Origin of the sequence: Thermomonospora sp. CIF 1, assembly GCF_001896795.1 — a bacterium.
GTDB lineage: Bacteria > Actinomycetota > Actinomycetes > Streptosporangiales > Streptosporangiaceae > Thermomonospora > Thermomonospora curvata.
Genome location: NZ_MOYN02000021.1, coordinates 248,385 through 271,211, shown reverse-complemented (window position 1 = coordinate 271,211; position 22,827 = coordinate 248,385). Strand labels below are relative to the sequence as shown.

Below are 22,827 nucleotides of genomic sequence, written 5' to 3'. Positions count from 1 at the left end.
GAAAGAACCATGATGCGCCCGACCACCAATCCCGCCCGCCCGCTGCTGGGGCTGGTCGAGCTGCTGTCCGCTCAGGCGGACGGGCCCGGCCTGGCCAAGGTCGCGGTGACGGGCATCACCCACGACTCCCGGCAGGTGCTGCCGGGGGACCTGTACGTCGCGCTGCCGGGGACCCGCGCCCACGGCGCCGAGTTCGCCGCCCAGGCCGCCGCCGCCGGCGCCGTCGCGATCTGGACCGACCCGGCCGGCCGCCACCGGGCCGCCGCCACCGGGCTGCCGGTGCTGGTCACCGACGACGTCCGCGCCCGCCTGGGCGAGGCGGCCTCCTGGGTGTACGGGGACCCGGCCCGCGACCTGAGCCTGATCGGAGTGACCGGCACCAGCGGCAAGACCACCACCGTCTACCTGCTGGAGGCCGGGCTGCGCGCCGCCGGGGTGGACACCGCGGTGATCGGCACCGTGGAGATGCGCATCGGCGACACCCGGCTGCCCAGCTCGCTGACCACCCCCGAGGCCACCGACCTGCACGCCATCTTCGCCAAGATGCGGGAGGTGGGCGTGGGCGCGGCGGCCATGGAGGTCTCCAGTCACGCCCTGGCCCAGGGACGGGTCGGCGGCACCTGCTACGACGTGGCGGTCTTCACCAACCTCTCCCAGGACCACCTGGACTACCACGCCACCATGGCGGACTACTTCGCCGCCAAGGCCAAACTGTTCACCCCCGCCTACAGCCGGGTCGGCGTCGTCAACGTCGACGACGGCTACGGCCGGGAGCTGACCCGCATCGCCCAGGTCCCGCTGACCACCTTCTCGGCGGCCGGCGACCCGTCGGCGGACTGGCGCGCCGAGGATGTGCGGCTGGGCGCCGACGGCAGCGTCTTCCGCCTGGTGGGGCCCGGCGGCATCGAGGCCGACGTCTCCATCCAGCTGCCCGGCCCGTTCAACGTCGCCAACGCGCTGGCCGCCATCGTCGCGCTGGTGGAGGCCGGGCTGCCGCTGCAGGTCGCGGCGGCCGGGGTCGGCACGCTGACCGGCGTGCCGGGCCGCCTGGAGCCCATCGACGAGGGCCAGGACTTCACCGCCCTGGTGGACTACTCCCACAAACCCGGCGCCGTGGAGGCGGTGCTCACCTCCCTGCGCGAGGTCACCGCCGGACGGCTGATCGTGGTGCTGGGCTGCGGCGGCGACCGGGACCGCGGCAAACGCCCGCTGATGGGCGAGACGGCGGCCCGGCTGGCCGATGTGGCGGTGCTCACCGACGACAATCCCCGCTCCGAGGACCCGCTGGCGATCCTCGCCGCTATGGTCGAGGGCGTGCTCAAGGTGCCGCAGGCCGAGCGGGCGCACCTGGTGGTCGAGCCCGACCGCGCCGCGGCGATCGCCTTGGCGCTCGGCCGGGCCCGGCGCGGCGATGTGGTCGTCATCGCCGGCAAGGGGCACGAGCAGGGACAGTACGTGGCCGGCCGGGTCCTGCCGTTCGACGACCGCGAGGTCGTCCGCGCCGAGCTGCGCCGGCTGGTGGCCCAGGCGGACGGAAGGGACGTGGCCCAGCGGTGATCCCACTTGCGCTGTCGCAGATCGCGCTGCTTTCCGGCGGAAAGGCGACGCCGGGCGCCGAGGACGCCCTGGTGACCGGCCCGGTCGTCATCGATTCGAGGGCCGTCGTCCCCGGCGCGCTGTTCGTGGCGCTGCGCGGCGAGCGCGCCGACGGGCACGACTTCGCCGCCGCCGCGGTGGCCGCCGGCGCCGCCGGGGTGCTGGCCCAGCGTCCCCTGGACGACCCGGCGCTGCCCGCGGTGATCGTGGACGATGCGGTGGCCGCCCTCGGCCGGCTGGCCGGCGGGGTGCTGGCGCGCCTGCCGCAGGTCACCGTGGTCGGGGTCACCGGGTCGGCGGGCAAGACCTCCACCAAGGACCTGATCGCCCAGGTGCTGCGGCGGCACGGGCCCACCGTCGCCGCCGAGGGCTCGTTCAACAACGAGATCGGGCATCCGCTGACGGTGCTGCGCGCCGACGAGCAGACCCGGCACCTGGTGCTGGAGATGGGCGCCCGGGGCATCGGGCACGTGGCCTACCTGTGCCGGGTGGCGCCGCCGCGCATCGGCGTGGTGCTGAACGTCGGCAGCGCCCACCTGGGGGAGTTCGGCGACCGGGAGGCCATCGCCCGGGCCAAGGGCGAGCTGGTGGAGGCCCTGCCGGCCGACGGCGCCGCCGTGCTGAACGCCGACGACCCCCTGGTGCGGGCGATGGCCGCCCGCACCGCCGCCGAGGTCCTCACCTTCGGCCGGGCCGCCGACGCCGATGTGCGCGCCGCCGACGAGACGCTGGATGCGCGGGGCCGGCCGCGTTTCACCCTGGTCACCCCCCGCGGCTCGGCACCGGTGGAGCTGCGGCTGCACGGCCGGCACGCGGTCGGCAACGCGCTGGCCGCCGCCGCGGTGGCGCTGCGGGCCGGGATGGCGGTGGAGGCGATCGCCCGGGCGCTCTCCCAGGCCGCCCCACTCAGCCGCTGGCGGATGGAGGTCACCGAACGGCCCGATGGGGTCACGGTGGTCAACGACGCCTACAACGCCAACCCCGAGTCGATGCGCGCCGCGCTGGAGGCGGTCGCGCACATGGCGCGGGCCGCCGGCGGCCGCGCTTTCGCCGCCTTGGGCGAAATGGCGGAACTCGGCGCCCGTTCTGTGGCGGAACACGAGAAGATCGGGCAGCATGTCGCGCGCAACGGATACGCCGGACTGGTCGCCGTGGGCGAGGCGGCGGCTCCGCTGCTCGACGGGGCCAGGCAGGCGGGGTCATGGACGGGAGAGTGCGTACAGGTGGATGACGTCGGCGCGGCGGTGACCGCGCTCAGCGAGCGGCTGCGTCCGCGGGACGTCGTGCTGGTGAAGGGCTCCCGTGTCGCGGGGATGGAACGGGTCGCCCAGGGGCTGCTGGCGTCCGCCGGCGAGCGCAAGGCCGATGGAGGTGCCGCCCGGTGAGGAACATCATCCTGGCCGCGGCGTTCTCACTGTTCATCGGCATGGTGGGAACTCCGCTGTGGATCCGCATCGTGCGCCGCCTCGGTTATGGGCAGATGATCCGCGAAGAGGGGCCGTCGGCCCACTACGACAAGCGCGGCACCCCCACCATGGGCGGCACGGTCTTCATCGTCGGCTCGCTGGTCGGCTACGCCGCCGCGCACGTCTTCACGCGGACCCCGCCCACGGTGTCGGGGCTGCTGGTGCTGATGCTGATGGCCGGGCTGGGCCTGGTCGGCTTCGTCGACGACTACATCAAGGTGTTCAAGCAGCGCAGCCTGGGCCTGCGCAGCGGCGCCAAGATGATCGGCATCATCCTGGTCGGGGTGGTCTTCGCCGTCGCCTCGCTGAACTTCCCCAACGGCTATGACGTCACCCCGGCCACCGACCAGCTGTCGTTCCTGCGCGACTTCGGCCCCTCCATCGGGCCCTACCTGTTCGTGCTGTGGGCGCTGTTTTTGATCGCCGCGGTCTCCAACGGGGTCAACCTGACCGACGGCCTGGACGGCCTGGCCGCCGGCCCGGCCGCCATGGTGCTGGCCGCCTACGTGATCATCGGTAACTGGCAGCTGCGCAACAGCTGCTTCAACGACGCGCTGGCGCCCAACTGCTACAGCGTGCGCGACCCGCTGGATCTGGCGGTGGTGGCCGCCGCGGTGCTCGGCGGTGTGTTCGGCTTCCTGTGGTGGAACGCCCCGCCCGCCAAGGTCTTCATGGGCGACACCGGCTCGCTGGCCCTGGGCGGCGTGCTGGTGGGCCTGGCCATCTTGACCCGCACCCAGTTCCTGCTGGCGATCCTGGCCGGCCTGATCGTGATGATCACCCTGTCGGTGATGATCCAGGTCGGGGTGTTCCGGGTCACCCAGAAGCTGACCGGCACCGGGAAACGGGTGTTCAAGATGGCCCCGCTGCAGCACCACTTCGAGCTGTCGGGGTGGGCCGAGACCACCATCGTCGTGCGATTCTGGCTGATGTCGGCGCTGTTCGTGGCGATCGGCGTCGGGTTGTTCTACCTGGAATGGATGCCCAAGGGGTGAGCTGGAAGGATCGCCCGGTCTGCGTGGCCGGGCTGGGGATCTCGGGCCGGGCGGCGGCCAGGGCGCTGGCCGCCCGCGGCGCCCGCGTCACCGTCGTGGACGCCCGCGACGATGCGGCCGCCCGCGAGCAGGCCGGCGAGCTGCGCGAGTGCGGCGTGCAGGTGCGGCTGGGCGACGGGGACGCACTGCCGGAGGGCACCGACCTGGTCGTGGTCTCGCCCGGCTGGCGGCCGGACGCGCCGCTGCCGGCGGCCGCCGCCGCGGCCGGCGTGGAGATCTACGGCGAGGTCGAGCTGGCCTGGCGGCTGAGCCGGGAGGACGGCGGGCGCGCCGCTCCCTGGCTGGCGCTGACCGGCACCAACGGCAAGACCACCACGGTGCGGATGCTGGCGTGCATCCTGCGCGCCGCCGGGCACCGGGCGCCGGCCGTCGGCAACGTCGGCACCCCCATCGTGGAGGCGGCGCTGGACCCCTCCTGCGACGTGCTGGCCGTGGAGCTGTCCAGCTACCAGCTGCACTGGTCCTCCAGCCTGGCCCCCGAGGCGGGCGCGGTGCTCAACGTGGCGCCCGACCACCTGGACTGGCACGGCTCCCTGGAGGCCTACGCCGCCGACAAGGGCAAGATCTACGCGCCCGGCACCGTGGCGGTGTTCAACGCCGACGACGAGATCAGCACCCGCCTGGCCGCCGGCGCCGAACGCGCCGTCGGCTTCACCCTGGGCATCCCCGCCCCCGGGCAGCTGGGCGTCGTGGAGGACCTGCTGGTGGACCGGGCGTTCACCGGCGACCCCCGGCGGGAGGCCGCCGAGCTGGCGCAGCTGTCGGACGTGCGGCCCTTCGCCCCCCACAACGTCGCCAACGCCCTGGCCGCCGCCGCGTTGGCCCGCGCCCACGGCGTGCCGCCGCAGGCCGTCGCCGAAGGGCTGCGGGCGTTCGTGCCCGACCCGCACCGCATCGCGCACGTGGCCACCGTGAACGGGGTCGACTACATCGACGACTCCAAGGCCACCAACCCGCACGCGGCGGCCGCGTCGCTGGCCGCCTGCGAGTCGGCGGTGTGGATCGCCGGCGGCCTGCTCAAGGGCGCCGACGTGACGGAGCTGGTGCGCTCGTGCGCGCCGCGGCTGCGCGCGGCGGTGCTCATCGGCGCCGACCGCGCCAAGATCGCCGAGGCGCTGGCGCGACACGCGCCCGAGGTCCCGGTGGTGGACATCCCCGACACCCACACTGGGACGATGGACATCGTCGTCGCCGAAGCCGCCCGCCTGGCCAGGCCGGGCGACACCGTGCTGCTGGCCCCCGCCGGGGCCTCCTTCGACATGTTCACCAGCTACGGCGCCCGCGGGGAGGCGTTCGCCGCGGCGGTGCGCCGGCTGGCCGGCCGCGACGGGCGGGCCGACGGGTAGCCGCCGATGACCCCGCTGCCTGCCGAAAGCGGCCCGGGCCGGGTGGGGGCGCGCGGCCGGCTGGTGGCCGTGATCGGGCTGCTGGACCGCCCGCTGACCTCCTACTACCTGGTGCTGGGCTGCTCGATGCTGCTGCTGGCGCTCGGGCTGACCATGGTGCTGGCCTCCTCCAACGTCGACCAGCTGGAGCGGACCGGCTCGGCGTTCACGCTGCTGCAAAAGCAGGCCGCCTGGATCGGGATCGGGCTGCCGGTCATGTGGCTGGCGTCCAAGCTGCCGCCGCGCACCTTCCGGGCGCTGGCCTACCCGCTGCTGCTGCTGTCGGTCATCGGGCTGGTGATCGTGCTCATCCCCGGGCTGGGCGTCAGCGCCTGGGGCGCCACCCGCTGGATCGACGTCGGACCGTTCCAGGTCCAGCCGTCGGAGCCGGCCAAGCTGGGCCTGGTGCTGTGGGGCGCCGACCTGATGGCCCGCCGCGAGCGGCTCGGCCAGCTCACCGACTGGCGGGCGCTGCTGATCCCGCTGCTGCCCGGCGCCGGGGTGGTGGTGATGCTGGTGATGCTGGGCAGCGACCTGGGCACCACGGTGGTGCTGCTGACGATCTTCCTGACGCTGCTGTGGGTGGTGGGCGCCCCGGTCCGGCTGTTCGTCGGCATGGCCGGGCTGATCGGGCTGCTGGTGGCGATCCTGATCGTGGTGGAGCCGTACCGTATGCAGCGCCTGGTGGGCTTTCTGGACTCCTCCGGCGACCCGCTGGGCATCCGCTACCAGGGCAACCAGGGGCTGCTGGCGGTCGCCTCCGGGGGCTGGTTCGGCACCGGGCTGGGGGAGGGCCGGGCGCAGTGGGGCTTTTTGCCGCGCGCCGAGAACGACTTCATCTTCGCGATCATCGGAGAACAGCTCGGTCTGGTCGGTACTCTCGTCGTGTTGGGGCTTTTCGGGCTGCTGGCCTATGCCGGGCTGCGGATCGCCCGCAGGGTCAGGGATCCGTTCATGCGGCTGGCCGCCGCCGCCGTCACCGGGTGGCTGTCGGTCCAGGCGATCGTCAACATCGGAGGCGTGATCGGCGTGCTGCCCATCACGGGCATCCCGCTGCCGCTGGTCTCCTACGGCGGTTCGGCGATGATTCCGACCCTGGCCGCGCTGGGCATGCTGCTGGCGTTCGCGCAACGCGAGCCGGGGGCACGGCAGGCGCTGGCCGCGCGGGGTCCCGGACCCGCCCGCAGAGCCCTAAGCTGGCTGGGTCTGGCACGGCGATGAAGTGCGGTACACCATGACGTCAAGGAGGCGTACTCGAGCATGAGGGTTGTCCTGGCCGGCGGCGGGACCGCTGGACACATCGAGCCCGCCCTCGCCCTCGCCGACGCGCTGCGTCGGGAGGATCCGAGTGTCGGGATCACCTGTCTGGGCACCGAGCGGGGACTGGAGACCCGCTTGGTCCCGCAGCGCGGCTATGAGCTCGAGCTGATCCCCCCGGTGCCGCTGCCGCGTACCCTGACCCCCCGGCTGCTGACCGTGCCCGGACGGCTGCGCGGGGCCATCAACGCCGCCGCCGCCGTGCTGGACCGGGTGCAGGCCGACGTGCTGGTCGGCTTCGGCGGCTACGTGGCCACCCCCGGCTATCTGGCCGCCCGCAAGCGCCGCATCCCGATCATCGTGCACGAGGCCAACCCGCGGCCCGGCCTGGCCAACAAGCTGGGCGCCCGCTTCACCGAGCACGTGATCGTCTCCCACCCCGACACGCCGCTGCCGAACGCCAAGTTCATCGGGATCCCGCTGCGCCGCGACATCGCCACCTTGGACCGGCTGGCCAGCGGCGACAAGGCCCGCTCCTACTTCGGGCTGCTGCCGGACCTGCCCACGCTGCTGATCTTCGGCGGTTCCCAGGGCGCCCGCTCGCTGAACCGGGCCGCGGTCGCCTGCGCCCCGGCGTTCCGGGAGGCGGGCATCCAGGTGCTGCACATCGTGGGCCCCAAGAACACCGAGGAGCCCGAGCCCGGCCCCAAGGGCAGCCCCCAGTACGTGACGCTGCCCTACTGCGACCGGATGGACCTGGCCTATGCCGCCGCCGACATGGCGCTGTGCCGCGCCGGCGCGATGACCTGCGCGGAGCTGACCGCGGTGGGACTGCCGGCGGTGTATGTGCCGCTGCCGCACGGCAACGGCGAGCAGCGCCTGAACGCCGAGCCGATCGTCAAGGCCGGCGGCGGGATCCTGGTGGAGGACGCCGAGCTGAGCCCGGAGTGGATCACCGCCAACCTGCTGCCGGTGCTGGCCGATCCCGCCCGGGTCGCCCAGATGTCGGAGGCGGCCGCGGCGATGGGCCGCCGGGACGCCGACGTGGCGCTGGCCCGGCTGGTCCGCGAGGTCGTCCAGGGAGCGCAGGCGCGATGACGCAGGCCGCCGGGCCGGGCGCGGCGATCGACGGCGCGACCATCAGGCACGCGCACTTCATCGCCATCGGCGGAGCGGGCATGTCGGGGATCGCCCGGATCATGCTGCGGCGCGGCATCACCGTCTCCGGCAGCGACGCCAAGGACTCCCCGATACTGGCGCAACTGGCCGAACTCGGCGCCGAGGTCTTCGTCGGCCACTCCGCCGAGCACCTGGGGGACGCCGACACCGTGGTGGTCTCCACCGCCATCCGGGAGAGCAACCCCGAGCTTCGGGCGGCGCGTGAGCGCGGGCTGCGGGTGCTGCACCGCTCCGAGGCGCTGGCGGCGCTGATGGCCGGGCGCCGGGCGGTCGCGGTCGCCGGCACCCACGGCAAGACCACCACCACCTCGATGCTGACCGTGGTGCTGCAGCACGCCGGTCTCGACCCCGCCTACTGCATCGGCGGGCAGCTGGTCACCACCGGCCTGGGCGCCGACGACGGCACCGGCGACGTCTTCGTGGCCGAGGCCGACGAAAGCGACGGCTCGTTCCTGCGCTACAGCCCGCACATCGCGGTGGTGACCAACGTCGAGGCCGACCATCTGGACAACTACGGCGCCTTCGAGAAGGTCAAGGAGAACTTCGCGCGGTTCATCGAGCGGATCGAGCCCGGCGGCGCGCTGGTGGCCTCGGCCGACGACCCGGTCGCCGGCGAGCTGGCCGGCGCCGCCCGCGAGCGCGGCCTGACGGTGGTCACCTACGGCGAGTCCGCCGGCGCCGACCTGCGCCTGACCGGCTTCACCCCGCGCGGCCTGGGCTCGCGCTTTGCGATCGAAGGGCTGGGGGAGCTGACGCTGGAGGTGCCCGGACGGCACTACGCCCACAACGCCACCGCGGCGTTGGCCGTGGCGCGCCTGCTGGGCTGCGATTTCGCCACCATCCGGGACGGGCTGGCGTCCTTCACCGGGTCGATGCGCCGGCTGGAGCGCAAGGGCGAGGCCGGCGGGGTGCAGGTGTTCGACAGCTACGCCCACCACCCCACCGAGCTGACCGCCGACCTGCAGGCCACCCGCGAGTACCTGGACCAGCTGGCCGCCGAGGGGCGCACCGGCCGGATCGTGGCGGTCTTCCAGCCGCACCTCTACAGCCGCACCCGCTTTTTCGCCACCGAGTTCGGCCGGGCTCTGGGACTGGCCGACGTGGCGGTGGTGCTGGACGTCTACGGCGCCCGCGAGGACCCCGAGCCGGGGGTGAGCGGCCGGCTCATCGCCGACGCCGTGCCGGAGGGCACCCGCGTGGAGTACGTCCCGGTGCGCGAGCAGGTGCCGCAGGTGGTGGCGGAGCTGGCCCGTCCCGGTGACCTGGTGCTCACGCTCGGCGCCGGCGACGTGACCGCGCTGGGTCCGTTGATCTTGGAGCGGCTGGCCTGAGGACGGCCGGCGGCGAACGCCGCACGGCGGCGGGCGAGGGTGTGTTAGCGTTGCGCGGTCCGGCGGTGACCAGGCCGGATCCACCACATGAGCGGCGGGCCGGCGACCGGGGGAGCGGCCGCAGGCCCTCGGCGAGAATCCCGGAGCCGCCGGTGCGGCAGGCAGGGTCCGGACTCAGAGGATGAATCTCCCGGCCTCGGCCGTGGGGAGGAGACCGACATCGGGGCCATGACACAGCCCAGGGGGAAAGAGCAGGCCGGGCGGGGCGTCCCGGCCGGGCGCGATCGGCGGCGCTGGCGGCTGGTCTGCGCGGTGCTGCTGGTGGCGGCCGTGCTGGCGGCCGCCGCCTGGGTGCTGCTCGGCTCCCGGCTGCTGGTGGTGCGGCACGTGGAGGTCTCCGGCACCCATCTGGTGCCCCGCGACCGGCTGGTGCACGTCGCCCGCATCCGGCTGGGCCTGCCGATGGTCAGGCTGGACACCGGCGCCGTCGCCGGACGGGTGCGGCGGCTGCGCGAGGTGGAGTCGGTGCGGGTCAAGCGGGTCTGGCCGGGCACGGTGCGGATCGAGGTGCGCGAGCGGGTGCCGCTGGTGGCCGTGGAGCGCGCGGGCCGCTACTACCAGCTCGACCGGTTCGCGATGGTCGTGGTCGACTCCGCGCAGCGGCCGGCGCTGCCGCTGCTGACGGCGGCCTCGCCCGGCCCGGAGGACCCGGCCACCCTGGCCGCGCTGCAGGTCCTGCAGGAGCTGCCGGAGTCGATGGTGCGGCGGCTGGTCTCCCTGGAGGCGCCCAGTCCGCAGGCGGTCACCCTGCGGCTGGGCGGCGGCGGGCTCGGCGAGGACGACGCCGGCCCGCTGACGGTGGTGTGGGGGGCGCCCGGCCGTGCCGCCGAAAAGCTCCGGCTGGTGGAGGCGTTGCGCCGGACGTCGGCCGGACGCTCGGCGCACACCATCGACGTCAGCTCACCCGAAGTGGTTACCGCCCGGTAAGGCCGCTTGCGGCGCCGCCCGGGCGAACATCACGAAGACGATCGGGCTGCATCGTGTGTGTCGGCGGGTATGACTGCCCTTTCATGGGGCAGTCTTGGAACACCTCGGGTGCGCCGCCCCGGTGCGCCGATGCGACAGAGAGGGGAGGGATCGGAATGCACGTCCGGCCGACGGCTCATCCGGGCAACCGGACGAGGTGCCCGGACCGGGGCAACCCTCTCCCAGCGCGACACGCCGGGCCACTTTTCAGGCGGTTAGTTGACCCTGCCGGTGACCCGCCCCTACTGTCCGTATCAGCCCGCAGGTTGACATAACTCTAACCCTCAACTTGAGGGTGAGGGTTGACGGGCGGCCCCGGGTATCCGATCACACAGCAAAGACCAGGTCAGTAACATTGCGCGGGTCGGCGTGATGCTTCATGGTGAAGCTCCCCGGTCCGCCGGACACAAGCGAGCGGAAAGGCCCCTCGTCGTGGCAGCACCGCAGAACTACCTCGCGGTCATCAAGGTCGTCGGTATCGGCGGCGGCGGCGTCAACGCCGTCAACCGGATGATCGAAGAGGGCCTCAAGGGCGTTGAGTTCATCGCGATCAACACCGACGCCCAGGCGCTGCTGATGAGCGATGCCGACGTCAAGCTGGACGTCGGCCGTGAGCTCACCCGCGGGCTCGGCGCCGGGGCCAACCCGGACGTGGGCCGCAAGGCCGCCGAGGACCACCGCGAGGAGATCGAGGAGGTCCTCAAGGGCGCCGACATGGTCTTCGTGACCGCCGGCGAGGGCGGCGGCACCGGCACCGGCGGGGCGCCGGTGGTGGCCAACATCGCCCGGTCGCTGGGCGCGCTGACCATCGGCGTGGTCACCCGGCCCTTCAGCTTCGAGGGCCGCCGCCGGGCGATGCAGGCCGAGGCGGGCATCGAGACGCTGCGCGATGAGGTCGACACCCTCATCGTCATCCCCAACGACCGGCTGCTGTCGATCTCCGACCGCCAGGTCAGCGTGCTGGACGCCTTCAAGGCCGCCGACCAGGTGCTGCTGTCGGGTGTGCAGGGCATCACCGACCTGATCACCACCCCGGGGCTGATCAACCTGGACTTCGCCGACGTGAAGTCGGTGATGAGCGGGGCCGGCTCGGCGCTGATGGGCATCGGCTCGGCCCGCGGTGACGACCGCAGCGTGGCCGCCGCGGAGATGGCCATCTCCAGCCCGCTGCTGGAGGCCAGCATCGACGGCGCCCACGGGGTGCTGCTGTCCATCTCCGGCGGCTCGGACCTGGGCCTGTTCGAGATCAACGAGGCGGCCCAGCTGGTGTCCAACGCCGCCGCCCCCGACGCCAACATCATCTTCGGCGCGGTCATCGACGACGCGCTCGGCGACGAGGTGCGCGTCACGGTGATCGCCGCGGGGTTCGACGAGGGCCGCCCTACTAAGCCGGCGCCGGAGGTGGACACCCGCAAGCTTCCGACGTCGGCGAACCGTCCCGCCTCCGCTCCCGCCGCGCCGGGAGCGGCCGCCCCGCAGAGCAACCCCATCCCGACCAAGATCGGCCGCTCCGAGAGCATCTCCGTGCGGCCGCCCCGCCCGCCGGCGTCCCCGTCCGCCGCGACCCCGCCGGCCGCGCCGCCCAAGCCGGTGCCGCCCCGCCAGGAGAGCGGCTCCGCCAAGCAGGAGGGCGAGGGGACCGCCGGCGCCTCCGGGTCGGCCTCGGGCAAGGAGGAGTCCTCCCGGCCGTCCGCACCCTCCGGCGGATCCGCCGCCTCCGGCGAGTCCTCCTCCGCGGCCAAGGCCGAGCGGGAGCAGGCCGACGCATCCTCACGCCCTCGGCCCCAGCCGGAGCAACCCGCTCCCCGGCCGCAGGCCGAGAGTGAAGGCGGCCCGTCCGGTCCCGCCGTCCCGCGGCGCCGGCCGGTCGTCTTCGATGAGGACGACGATCTCGACATCCCCGAGTTCCTGAAGTAGTGGACCACGCATCCTCGGCCGCCGCGGCGGGGATCGAGGCCCGCCGCCGGGAACTGGCGGCCAATCTCGACAAGGTTCGCCGGCGCATCGCCGCGGCCTGCGCCGCGGCGGGGCGGGACCCCGAGCAGATCACTTTGATCGCGGTCACCAAGACCTTCCCGGCCTCCGACGTGCGCCTGCTGGCCGGGCTCGGGGTCGCCCACGTGGGGGAGAACCGCGACCAGGAGGCCGCGCCCAAGGCCGCCCAATGCGCAGACCTTCCGTTGACCTGGCATTTCGTGGGTCAGCTGCAGACCAACAAAGCGCGTTCGGTGGCCCGTTACGCCGATGTGGTCCACTCCGTGGACCGTTCCCGGCTGGTGTCGGCGCTGTCGGCCGGCGCGCTGCGGGCCGGCCGGACGCTGCGCTGCCTGGTGCAGGTGTCGCTGGAAGAACACGCCGAGGGCCGGGGCGGCGCCGCTCCTGAGCGGGTGCCGGAACTGGCCGCGCAGATCGCCTCGGCCGAAGGGCTGGAACTGGGCGGGGTGATGGCCGTGGCGCCGCTCGGCGCCGACCCCGCCCCGGCCTTCGAACGCCTGGCACAGGTCGCCGCCGAGCTGCGCGCCGAGCATCCCGCCGCCACGATCATCTCCGCCGGGATGAGCGGGGATCTGGAACAGGCGATCGCGTGCGGAGCGACACACCTGCGGATCGGTACGGCGTTGCTCGGCGGCAGGAACGCAATCGTCAGGTAATGTCCCCACAGCGGCCCCTGCCGGGGCCGGGAGCACATCCGAGCTACTGCCACAGCGGCGGCGTCCGCCAGGTGCGGCACCAACAGGACGACGGAGGGGCGTATGGCCAGCGCGATGCGCAAGATGGCGGTCTACCTCGGCCTGGTTGAGGACGACCGCTACGACGATAAGTACGACGATTACGACGAGTACGACGTCTACGACGACGACGCGGTCGAGCAGGGCCGACGCCGTTCCGATGAGCCCGGCGGCCAGCTTACCCGAGGCGAGGGCGGCCCGGACCGCGATCGCGATCACCACGCTCCGTCAACGTCTGATCGACGTTCCGCACCTTCTCATGAGTCGGGTTCGTCAGACCTCGCGCGCATCACTACCCTGCATCCCAGGACCTACAACGAGGCGAGGATCATCGGGGAGCACTTCCGGGAGGGCACTCCGGTGATCATGAATCTGACCGAGATGAACGACAGCGACGCCAAACGGCTGGTCGATTTCGCCGCGGGCCTGATATTCGGCCTGCACGGCAGCATCGATCGTGTTACCAACAAGGTGTTCCTGTTGACTCCCGCCAACGTTGAGGTGACGGCCGAGGACAAGGCCCGGATGGCAGAACGAGGATTCTTCAACCAAAGTTGACAGCCACATGAGAGAGCGTCCGTGAACATCGTCGCGTCCGTACTGACCACGGTGCTGTGGATCTTCCTCCTGTTCCTGATCGGGAGGCTGGTCCTGGAGGTGCTGCAGTCATTCGCCCGGTCATGGCGGCCCAGGGGAGCGGTCTTGGTGGTGGCGGAGGTCACCTACACCGTCACCGATCCGCCGCTGAAGTTGCTCAGACGGTTCATCCCGCCGGTACGGCTGGGTAATGTGGCTCTAGACCTCAGCTTCACGGTGCTGTTCCTTGTGGTCTACATCTTGATCATCCTCATCGGGAGCTGGTCGCAATGATCACCTTCGCCACGGAGCTCTGATCAGATACCGTCCTTTGGGACAGGACTCCAAGCGCGCCAAGGAGACGACATGCCGCTCACACCCGCCGATGTGCGGAATAAGCAGTTCAGCACCACCAGGCTGAGGCCCGGCTACGACGAGGAGGAAGTGGACGCCTTCCTCGACGAGGTCGAGGCCGAGCTCGACCGCCTCATCCAGGAGAACGAGGAGCTGCGCGCCAAGCTGGCCGAGTGCCTGCGCGGCAAGGTGCCGGCGATGGCGGCCCCGATCGTCGAGCCCAAGCCCGACCTGCCTCCGATGCCCGAGCCCCCACGGCCGGAGCCCAAGCCCGAGCCCGAGCCCGCGCCCTTGGGCATGTCCGCGCCCAGCGGCGAGGACAACATGGACACCGCCGCCCGGGTGCTGGCGCTGGCGCAGCAGACCGCCGACCAGGCGATCGCCGACGCCCGCCGGGAGGCCGACGAGACGCTGGGCCGCGCCCGCCGCGAGGCCGAGGAGATCGTCGGCAAGGCCCGCCGGCAGGCCGACCAGATCATCAGCGAGGCCCGCTCGCGCGCCGAGGCCCTCGACCGCGACGCCCAGGAGCGCCACCGCCAGGTGATGGGCTCCCTGGTGCAGCAGCGCGAGGAGCTCGAGCGCGAGGTGGACAACCTGCGCGCCTTCGAGCGCGAGTACCGCAGCCGCCTGAAGGTCTATCTGGAGGGGCAGCTGCGGGAACTGGAGGTCGGCGCCGTCGAGACAGGACCCTTCGGTGCCGGCGGCGCACAGACAGGGCCGCAACCCACCGTGACGCATCCGGAGAACCGCAACGGCCAGCCGCCGCAGCCCGCGCCCGCCACGACCGGCCCCACTCCGTTCCCGCCACCGGCCGAGCCCGTCCCGCACGCTCAGCACTCTGCGACAGGAGCCTTCCACACGGCTGACAACCCGCCGCACGACAGGCGTTGACGCCCGCTGAGCAGACGGTAGTGTCTTCGTGATCGCCGCGTCGCGGATGGCAGCGCGGCCATTCGCCCGACGCAGCGAGAACGGTGGTGGCGCCGGCCCTTCGGACGGCCTGCGGAAAGCCTTGGAGAGAAGGACCCAGTGATCATCCTGAGCGGCGTTCTCGTCGTGGTGGCCTTCGCCCTGCTGATCGTGGGCATCGTGGCCGGCAACGGTGCGGACGCGCAGGTGCTCGGCATCGACGCGCGGATGGTGATCTACGCCTCGATCGGGGTCAGCATCGCCTCCGCCGTGTTCTTGATCATCGGGGTCTTCCTGCGGCGCAACGAGCTGTTCGGCGTCGGGGCCGCTCCGGCCCGTCCCAAACCGGCCAAGAGCCGCCGCTCCAAGCAGCCTGCGCGCAAGGCCGCGGCATCGGGCTCCGGCACCGCGACGGCCACCGCCGTCGCCGATTCCGCCGGGAAGGTGCCCGATGAGGCGCTGGTGCACGTCGTCCCCGGCCGCAAGCGTTACCACCTGGCCACCTGCCGTCAGCTGGCCGGGCGCGACACCGAGGAACTCACCTACATCGAGGCCAGGGAGGAAGGCTTCAGCCCCTGCACCGCCTGCATGCCCGACACCGCTTTGGCGGCGCGCGCCGCGGCGTCGGCACCGGAATCCGCCGAAGCGGGCGGACCGGCCAAGGGCAGGGGCAAGCGGCAGGACCGGGCCGCAGGCAGGGCCAAGGCGGCCAAGAAGACCGATGCGGCCGAGCCCGGGCGTGACAAGGCCGCCGGCCGGGGAGACCGCCCGAGCGGTGCGGACACCGCCGACGGCGGCACCGCGGTGCCGAGCAAACCCGGCGCCTCCACGCGGCCCCTGCCGGATGAGCCCGCCGCGGCCGCGGCACCGGCTCCCGCACCGGTCGCGCCGGCCGCGTCCGGCGCGCCTTCCGCACCGGCCGCTCCCGCGCCCGCGTCGCCGAGGGCGGTGCCGTCCGCCTGGTCTCCTCCCAAGTCCTCCCCGGAGGGACGCGCTGAGAGCGTCTCCCGGCCCTCCGGTACGGCCGGGCGGTCGCGGCCACGATCGGCCACCGTCACCGACGACGGGGAGGCCGCCGAGTCCGACCCGAAGGTCTGCATTCTCAGCGGCACCAAGCGCTTCCACCGGGTGGACTGCGCGCTGATTGAGGACATCGGGGAGACCGAGGACCTGGAGACACTGCCGCTGTCGCAGGCGCAGGAGCGCGGCTGCACCCCCTGCCTGGTGTGTCAACCCGACAAGACGTCCCTCGGCTGAGGACGTCCCCTCTTCACCGGCCCGCCGGCCAGGGACCCTGCCGGGGCCGGGGTGAGGCCTAGACGGCTTGGTCGCGCCTGATGTCCAGCTTGCCCAAGAGCAGCGACCCGCTCAGCCGGATCGTGGGGGCGTCGTCGCCGGGCTGCCCGTAGTTCTGATCCTGGCTGAAGGCGAACCCGCCGAGCGGGGGCGTCAGCGACGCGATGTCCAGCTTGACCCCCGGCGGAATCTTGACCGTGACCCCACCGAACAGACAGCGGATGGCGACGGTCACCTCCTGGCTGCTCAGCACCGCCTGACGAAAGTCCAGCTCGGCTCTGCCGAAGACGACCCGCACGGCGGTGTCCGGTTCCACCAGCCAGCGACCGCTGCGCTCGACCTTGGTGAAGACCGCTGAAATGTTCGCCGACTCGCGGCGTGGCCGGGGGGAGGTCTCAGGGGAATTCACGCCCCTCATCATTCCAAGCACGATGCGCCGGGACAAAAACCGAAGGCTCGCATCGTCCTCTTTCCCCGTCACCGAGTTCCCCCGTCACCGAGCACGGCGGCTCAAAACGTGCACAAGCGGTGCGCCCCGTTCCCTTCGCACGAAGAGAACGGGGCGCACCGGCCTGCGGCGTCGTCCGTTTCCCGGCTCAGCTCTTCTTGCGCAGGCAGAACACCAGCCCCAGCTCCTCGTCCCGGTGGACGGGCAGCTCCTCGTCGGGCTCGCCTTCGCGCATCGCGACGGCCAGCACCTCCGCGGCGATCTGCGCATCGTGCGCACGCAGCGCCTCGGCCAGGTCGGCGGCGGTGGCGCCCTCGGCCCGCCACCACAGCTCGATCCGGTCGGTGACCTCCAGGCCGCTGGACTTGCGGGCCTCCTGCACCAGCCGGATCACCTCCCGCACCAGCCCGGCGCGGCGCAGCTCGGGGGTGATGGTCAGGTCCAGGGCGACGGTCTCGCCGGCGGCGCTCTCCACCGCCCAGCCGCTGCGCGGACGCTCGGTGACGATCACATCGTCGGGGCCCAGCGTCACCTCGCCCACCTCGGGCACCTGCAGGGTCACCGACCCGTCGGCCCGCAGCGCGCTCACCAGGGCGGCCGGGTCGGCGGCGGTCACCGCCCCCGCGACCTTGGGGGCGTTCTTCTTGTAGCGTCCGCCCAGCGCTCGGAAGTTGGGCTTGACCTGGTATTCGACCAGGTCTCCGCCGATCGCCGACAGGTCCTCGAAGTGCTCGACGTTGAGCTCCTCGGCCAGCTGGGCGCGCAGCTCGGCCGGCAGCTCCGCCCAGCCGGGGGCGCCGACCAGGGCGCGGCCCAGCGGCTGGCGGGTGCGCACCCCGCTGGAGGCGCGGGCGGCCCGGCCCAGCTCCACCAGCCGCCGCACCAGGGCCATCTGGGCGCTCAGCTCCTCGTCCACCAGCTCCGGCCGGGCGGTCGGCCAGTCGGCCAGGTGCACCGAGGACGGCGCGCCCTCAGGGCGGATGACGTCCCAGATGTAGTCGGTGATGAACGGCACCAGCGGCGCCAGCAGCCGGGTCAGCGTCTCCAGGCACTCATACAGCGTGGCGAACGCCGCCGCCCCCTCGGGGGTGTCGGGGCCCTCCCAGAACCGCCGCCGCGACCGCCGCACATACCAGTTGGACAGGTCGTCGATGAACTCCGCCAGGCGGCGTCCGGCGCGGGTGGTGTCGAAGTTCTCCAGCGCCGCGTCCACCTCGGCGACGGTGCGGTGCAGCTCCGACAGCGCCCAGCGGTCCAGCAGCGGCCGGTCGGCGGGGGCGGGGGCCTCGCTCATCCGGTCCGGCGTCCAGGGCCGCCCGCCGGAGGCCGCCGCGGCGTTGGAGTACAGCACCAGGAAGGAGGCGGTGTTCCAGTAGGTCAGCAGGACCTTGCGGACGATCTCCTCCAGCGCCGCGTGCCCCACCCGCCGGGCGGTCCACGGCAGGCCGTTGCAGGCCATGAACCAGCGCAGGGCGTCGGCGCCGTGCCGGTCCATCAGCGGGATCGGCTCCAGCACGTTGCCCAGGTGCTTGCTCATCTTGCGGCCGTCCTCGGCCAGGATCAGGCCCACGCACAGCACGTTCTCGTAGGAGGACTTGTCGAACACCAGCGTGCCGACCGCCATGAGCGAGTAGAACCAGCCGCGGGTCTGGTCCTGGGCCTCGCAGATGTACTGCGCCGGGTAGGTCCGCTCGAAGATCTCCTTGTTCTTGTAGGGGGCGCCCCACTGGGCGAACGGCATCGCGCCCGAGTCGTACCAGGCGTCGATGACGTCGGGCACCCGCCGGGCCTCCTTGCCGCACTGCGGGCAGGGGAAGGTCACCTCGTCGACGAACGGGCGGTGCGGGTCCAGCCCCGACAGGTCGCGCCCGGCCAGCTCGCCCAGCTCCTTCAGCGAGCCGATGGCGGTGACGTGCTCGTCCTCGCACAGCCACAGCGGCAGCGGGGTTCCCCAGTAGCGGTTGCGCGACAGCGCCCAGTCGACGTTGTTGCGCAGCCACTCCCCGTAGCGGCCCTCCTTGACCGTCTCGGGGAACCAGTTGGTGGCGGCGTTCTCCTCCAGCAGCCGGTCCTTGATCTGGGTGGTCTTGATGTACCAGGCCGGCAGCGCGTAGTACAGCAGCGGGGTGTGGCAGCGCCAGCAGTGCGGGTAGCTGTGCTCGTACTTCTCAGCGCGGAACAGCAGGCCCCGCTCCCGCAGGTCCTTGGTGAGCACCTCGTCGGCGTCCTTGAAGAACACCCCGCCGACCTGCGGCACCTCGGCGGAGAACCGGCCGTCGGGCCGGATCGGGTTGACCACCGGCAGCCCTTCGGCCCGGCAGGCGGCGAAGTCGTCGGCGCCGAAGGCCGGGGCCAGGTGCACCATGCCGGTGCCGTCCTCGGTGGTGACGAAGTCGGCGGCGATCACCCGGTGCGCTTCGGGGATGTCCACCAGTTCAAAGGGCCTGCGGTAGGTCGAGCCGACCAGCTCGGTGCCGGCCAGCCGCTGCAGCGTCTCCCACCCTTCGCCGAGGACCTTGTCGAACAGCGGCTCGGCGACCACGACCGTCTCGGCGCCGTTGGTGGCGACCAGGTACGTCACCTCCGGGTGGACGGCCACGGCGGTGTTGGACACCAGCGTCCAGGGGGTGGTGGTCCACACCAGCAGGGACGCCCGGCCGGCCAGCGGCCCGGAGGTGAGCGGGAAGCGGACGGTCACCGACGGGTCCACCACGGTCTCATAGCCGCCGGGCTGGCCGAGTTCGTGGTCCGACAGCGGGGTGCCGCAGCGCGGGCAGTAGGGGCTGATGCGGTGGTCGCGCACCAGCAGCCCCTTGTCGAAGATGACCTTCAGGGACCACCACACCGACTCGATGTAGTCGGCGTCCATGGTGCGGTAGGCCTGGGACATGTCCACCCAGTAGCCCATGCGCTCGGTCATCGCCTCGAAGGCGTCCACGTGGCGCAGCACCGACTCGCGGCAGCGCTCGTTGAACTCCACGACGCCGTAGCGCTCGATGTCCTGTTTGCCCGACAGGCCCAGTTCCTTCTCCACCGCCACCTCGACCGGCAGGCCGTGACAGTCCCAGCCGGCCTTGCGGGGGACGTGGAAGCCCTTCATGGTCTTGAAGCGGGGGAAGACGTCCTTGAAGACCCGGGCCTCCACATGGTGGACGCCGGGCATCCCGTTGGCGGTGGGCGGGCCCTCGTAGAACATCCAGAGCGGGCCCTGTGCGGTGCGCTCCAGCGACCGCTGGAAGACCTTCTGCTCCTGCCAGCGGCGCAGTACCTCCCGCTCCAGTGCGGGCAGATCGACCTGCGCGGGCAGCGACCTGAACTGACGGCTCACTGCGGGAACCTCCGGTGCGACACGACAACCCTCATGTGGACCGGAGGGACGAGGCTCGCTGCGCGGGCCCCGCGGTACCACCCTCCCTTGACCGCGCCCGCACATGGGACGCGGCCCCCTTCATTTACGTCTCGGCTGCCGGTTCTACTGAGACGCCAAGGTCCGTTCTTCCGGCGGCTCCGGGGTGATCAGACCGCCGGGCACGCCTCCGGGCTCGCACCGTCCCCGGATCGCTCATGGCTGCGTACGGCGGCAGGTGTCCCCATCAATGCCGTGCCTGTGAGACTGCCGTAAGCGACGATACTGCACCGGCAGGGCAAACTCGTCCCGATATCGGTGTCGGGACGGGATCGGGAGGCGATGATGGCCGTTCGGGTGGCGATCCGGGTGGGTCCCGGCGCGTCGCGGACCAAGGTCGGCGGCGCGCACGGCGAGGCGCTGGTGGTGAAGGTGGCGGCGCGGGCGGTGGAGGGCAAGGCGACCGAGGCGGCGCTGCGCGCGGTGGCCGACGCCCTGGGGGTGCGGCGCCGGGACGTGCGGCTGATCAGCGGGGCCACCAGCCGCGAGAAGCTGATCGAGGTGGACGGGGACGAGCGGGCGCTCACAGAAAAGATCAACGCCTTGCGAGGTTCCTGACGACCGGCGGGCGGGCACATATGCGGCCTGTCCATCAGGTCGATTCGTCCGCGGCCCCGTCGTAAGGAGACCCATGCTGCCAGCACTGCCCGCCGAGAAGACCAGCGTGAGGGACGCCGGAACGGCCGGTGCGCAAGGCACCGGACGGCAGGCCGCCCCGCCCGGTGAGCACCCCGAACGCGCCGCACCCGCCGAGCGGCGCCGCGCCGCCTCCGGCCGGGCGAACGCCCGGCCGGCCTCCGCCGCGGCCGCCGAGCTGCCGGTGCGCGGCGATGAGGAACGCTGGAGCGAGGCCGAGCTCGCCGAGGTGCGCGCCCGCCTGGAGGCCGAGATCACCGCCCTGCGGGCCGAGATCGCCGCCGCCGAGACGCAGATCGCCCAGGAGGACATCAGCGAGGGGGCCGGCGACGACCAGGCCGACTCCGGCGCCAAGGCCTACGCCCGCGAGCATGAGATGGCGCTCGCCTACAACTCCCGTGACCTGCTGATCCAGAACGAGCGGGCGATCGCCCGGATGGACGCGGGCACGTACGGGGTGTGCGAGTCGTGCGGCCGGCCGATCGGCAAGGCGCGACTGCAGGCCTTCCCTCGTGCGACGCTATGCGTACCATGCAAAACACGCGAGGAGCGTCGCTGAGCGACGCACAAGACCCCCGCAACGCAGCCGAGGGAACCGGTGGGTGCCCTCGGCCGCGCCGTATCGGCGTGCTGATCTCAGTGGCGCTGACCGCGTTGGCGCTGGATGCGATCACCAAGGTCGTGGTGGTGGCGCACCTGGAGGGCGGCACGCCGATCGAGCTGCTGGGCGGGCTGCTGACGCTGCGGGTGACCCGCAACAGCGGGGCGGCCTTCTCCATCGGCACCGGGATGACGATCGTGTTCACCCTGATCGCCCTGGGGGTGGTGGTGGCGATCTTGCGCACCGCCCGCCATCTGCGCAGTGTGCCCTGGGCGGTCAGCCTGGGGCTGCTGCTGGGCGGCGCCACGGGTAACCTTGCCGACCGGCTGCTGCGTGCCCCCGCCCCCCTGAAGGGGCACGTGGTGGACTGGATCGAGCTGCCGTACTGGCCGGTGTTCAACCTGGCCGACTCGGCGATCGTGTGCGGCGGCGCCCTGGCGGTGGTGCTGGCGGCCCGCGGCCTGCAGCTGGACGGGACCCGGGCCGGCGAGACCGGGGAGGGGCCGGAGGCATCCGGTCGCGACGGCCGCGATGATGGAGACGGCGGCAAGGACGCCCCCGAGGACGACGGCGCCGCAGGGCAGGCGCGAAGCGGCGACGAGCAGTGACGGAAGGAGCCATGGCGGACGTACGCAGCCTCCCCGTACCCGAGGGACTCGACGGCGAACGGGTGGACGCGGCGCTGGCCCGGTTGTTCGGGCTGTCGCGCAGCCGCGCCGCCGAGCTCATCGCGGCCGGGGACGTGCTGGTGGACGGCCGGACGGTGGTCAAGTCCGACCGGCTGCACGGCGGCGGCTGGCTGGAGGTGACGCTGCCGCCCCCGCCCGCACCGCCGCGCCCGGTGGCCGAGCCGGTGCCGGGCATGACGATCCTGTACGAAGACGAGCACATCGTGGTGGTCAGCAAGCCGGTCGGCGTGGCCGCGCACCCCACCATCGGCTGGAACGGGCCGACCGTGCTCGGCGGGCTGCTGGGCGCCGGCCACACCGTGGCCACCAGCGGCGCGGCCGAGCGGCAGGGCATCGTGCACCGCCTGGACGCCAACACCACCGGCGCCATGGTCGTCGCCAAGAGCGAGATCGCCTACTCCCGGCTGAAGCGGGCCTTCAAGGAACGCCGTGTCGACAAGCGCTACCACGCGCTGGTCCAGGGGCATCCGGACCCGCTGCGCGGCACCATCGACGCCCCCATCGACCGGCATCCCTCCGGGGACGGCCGCTTCGCGGTGGTCGCCGGAGGGCGGCCCTCGATCACCCACTACGACACGCTGGAGGCGTTCCGGGCGGCCAGCCTGCTGGAGATCGACCTGGAGACCGGGCGCACCCACCAGATCCGGGTGCACATGTCGGCGGTGCGCCACCCGTGCGTGGGCGACCTGCTGTACGGGGCGGACCCGACGCTGGCGGCCCGGCTCGGCGTCAAGCGGCAGTGGCTGCACGCGATCCGGCTGGGGCTGGAGCACCCCACCACGGGCGAGTGGATGGAGTTCGAAAGCCCTTACCCGGAGGATCTGACCCGCTCCCTGGAGCTGATCCGCCAGGAGTCCTGATTTCCGGGCCGCATGCCGGCCGGCCCCG

At 72.6% G+C, this 22,827-nt stretch carries 20 protein-coding genes; 18 read left to right on the top strand and 2 right to left on the bottom strand.

The genetic code is table 11. The features are described from left to right. Window positions 1–12: 12 nt before the first annotated feature. The 14 genes from BUE48_RS14475 to BUE48_RS14410 all read left to right on the top strand — a co-directional run bounded on the left by BUE48_RS14475 (window position 13) and on the right by BUE48_RS14410 (window position 16,120). A complete protein-coding gene (locus BUE48_RS14475; RefSeq protein WP_041439772.1) occupies window positions 13–1,557 on the top strand; it encodes a UDP-N-acetylmuramoyl-L-alanyl-D-glutamate--2,6-diaminopimelate ligase in 1,545 nt (514 codons plus the stop codon). Further along, the gene (locus BUE48_RS14470; RefSeq protein WP_012853256.1) at window positions 1,554–2,981 is read left to right on the top strand and encodes a UDP-N-acetylmuramoyl-tripeptide--D-alanyl-D-alanine ligase; all 1,428 of its coding nucleotides are present in this window, start codon (window positions 1,554–1,556) and stop codon (window positions 2,979–2,981) included. Before BUE48_RS14475 ends, BUE48_RS14470 begins: the two co-directional genes overlap by 4 nt. After that, window positions 2,978–4,057, top strand: a complete 1,080-nt coding sequence (gene mraY, locus BUE48_RS14465) for a phospho-N-acetylmuramoyl-pentapeptide-transferase (RefSeq protein ID WP_012853255.1) — start codon at window positions 2,978–2,980, stop codon at window positions 4,055–4,057. The genes BUE48_RS14470 and mraY overlap by 4 nt, the downstream gene beginning before the upstream one ends. After that, window positions 4,039–5,463 carry a UDP-N-acetylmuramoyl-L-alanine--D-glutamate ligase gene (gene murD, locus BUE48_RS14460; RefSeq protein WP_041439769.1) on the top strand — a complete coding sequence of 475 codons (1,425 nt, stop codon included), beginning with the start codon at window positions 4,039–4,041 and terminating at the stop codon, window positions 5,461–5,463. The genes mraY and murD overlap by 19 nt, the downstream gene beginning before the upstream one ends. 6 nt (window positions 5,464–5,469) lie before the next feature. Continuing rightward, window positions 5,470–6,723: a putative lipid II flippase FtsW gene (ftsW, locus tag BUE48_RS14455; RefSeq protein ID WP_012853253.1), complete on the top strand. Its 1,254-nt coding sequence runs from the start codon at window positions 5,470–5,472 to the stop codon at window positions 6,721–6,723. A gap of 39 nt (window positions 6,724–6,762) precedes the next feature. Next, window positions 6,763–7,857, top strand: coding sequence for an undecaprenyldiphospho-muramoylpentapeptide beta-N-acetylglucosaminyltransferase (gene murG / locus BUE48_RS14450; protein WP_012853252.1), 1,095 nt, complete (start codon window positions 6,763–6,765; stop codon window positions 7,855–7,857). Then, window positions 7,854–9,269 carry a UDP-N-acetylmuramate--L-alanine ligase gene (gene murC, locus BUE48_RS14445; RefSeq protein WP_286990124.1) on the top strand — a complete coding sequence of 472 codons (1,416 nt, stop codon included), beginning with the start codon at window positions 7,854–7,856 and terminating at the stop codon, window positions 9,267–9,269. The genes murG and murC overlap by 4 nt, the downstream gene beginning before the upstream one ends. 228 nt (window positions 9,270–9,497) lie before the next feature. Next, the gene (locus tag BUE48_RS14440; protein ID WP_012853250.1) at window positions 9,498–10,256 is read left to right on the top strand and encodes a cell division protein FtsQ/DivIB; all 759 of its coding nucleotides are present in this window, start codon (window positions 9,498–9,500) and stop codon (window positions 10,254–10,256) included. A gap of 471 nt (window positions 10,257–10,727) precedes the next feature. Next, window positions 10,728–12,212, top strand: a complete 1,485-nt coding sequence (ftsZ, locus tag BUE48_RS14435; protein ID WP_286990122.1) for a cell division protein FtsZ — start codon at window positions 10,728–10,730, stop codon at window positions 12,210–12,212. Next, entirely contained in the window at window positions 12,212–12,946 is a 735-nt protein-coding gene (locus BUE48_RS14430; RefSeq protein WP_012853248.1) for a YggS family pyridoxal phosphate-dependent enzyme, read from the top strand. Before ftsZ ends, BUE48_RS14430 begins: the two co-directional genes overlap by 1 nt. Before the next feature lie 102 nt (window positions 12,947–13,048). After that, window positions 13,049–13,582, top strand: a complete 534-nt coding sequence (locus BUE48_RS14425; RefSeq protein WP_012853247.1) for a cell division protein SepF — start codon at window positions 13,049–13,051, stop codon at window positions 13,580–13,582. Window positions 13,583–13,603: 21 nt separating this feature from the next. Further along, a complete protein-coding gene (locus tag BUE48_RS14420) occupies window positions 13,604–13,894 on the top strand; it encodes a YggT family protein (protein ID WP_012853246.1) in 291 nt (96 codons plus the stop codon). A 72-nt stretch (window positions 13,895–13,966) separates the two neighbouring features. Beyond that, window positions 13,967–14,845, top strand: a complete 879-nt coding sequence (locus BUE48_RS14415) for a DivIVA domain-containing protein (RefSeq protein ID WP_012853245.1) — start codon at window positions 13,967–13,969, stop codon at window positions 14,843–14,845. Window positions 14,846–14,983: 138 nt separating this feature from the next. Further along, window positions 14,984–16,120: a hypothetical protein gene (locus tag BUE48_RS14410; RefSeq protein WP_286990121.1), complete on the top strand. Its 1,137-nt coding sequence runs from the start codon at window positions 14,984–14,986 to the stop codon at window positions 16,118–16,120. Between the two features lie 58 nt (window positions 16,121–16,178). On the opposite strand, the gene BUE48_RS14405 is transcribed toward BUE48_RS14410, so the two are convergent. Then, on the bottom strand, window positions 16,179–16,568 hold the full coding sequence (locus BUE48_RS14405) for a LiaF domain-containing protein (RefSeq protein ID WP_286990120.1): 390 nt from the start codon (window positions 16,566–16,568) through the stop codon (window positions 16,179–16,181). A 187-nt stretch (window positions 16,569–16,755) separates the two neighbouring features. Further along, complete coding sequence (gene ileS, locus BUE48_RS14400; protein WP_286990119.1) at window positions 16,756–19,935, bottom strand: isoleucine--tRNA ligase; 3,180 nt, start codon at window positions 19,933–19,935, stop codon at window positions 16,756–16,758. Window positions 19,936–20,298: 363 nt separating this feature from the next. Here ileS and BUE48_RS14395 point away from each other — a divergent pair, with 363 nt between their 5' ends. The 4 genes from BUE48_RS14395 (at window position 20,299) to BUE48_RS14380 (ending at window position 22,799) form a co-directional block, all read left to right on the top strand. Continuing rightward, entirely contained in the window at window positions 20,299–20,571 is a 273-nt protein-coding gene (locus tag BUE48_RS14395; RefSeq protein ID WP_217265529.1) for a DUF167 domain-containing protein, read from the top strand. Window positions 20,572–20,827: 256 nt separating this feature from the next. Continuing rightward, window positions 20,828–21,208: a TraR/DksA family transcriptional regulator gene (locus BUE48_RS14390; RefSeq protein ID WP_286990334.1), complete on the top strand. Its 381-nt coding sequence runs from the start codon at window positions 20,828–20,830 to the stop codon at window positions 21,206–21,208. Between the two features lie 68 nt (window positions 21,209–21,276). After that, window positions 21,277–21,858 carry a signal peptidase II gene (lspA, locus tag BUE48_RS14385; protein ID WP_012853240.1) on the top strand — a complete coding sequence of 194 codons (582 nt, stop codon included), beginning with the start codon at window positions 21,277–21,279 and terminating at the stop codon, window positions 21,856–21,858. Window positions 21,859–21,869: 11 nt separating this feature from the next. Further along, window positions 21,870–22,799 carry an RluA family pseudouridine synthase gene (locus tag BUE48_RS14380; protein WP_012853239.1) on the top strand — a complete coding sequence of 310 codons (930 nt, stop codon included), beginning with the start codon at window positions 21,870–21,872 and terminating at the stop codon, window positions 22,797–22,799. The last annotated feature ends 28 nt before the right edge of the window (window positions 22,800–22,827 follow it).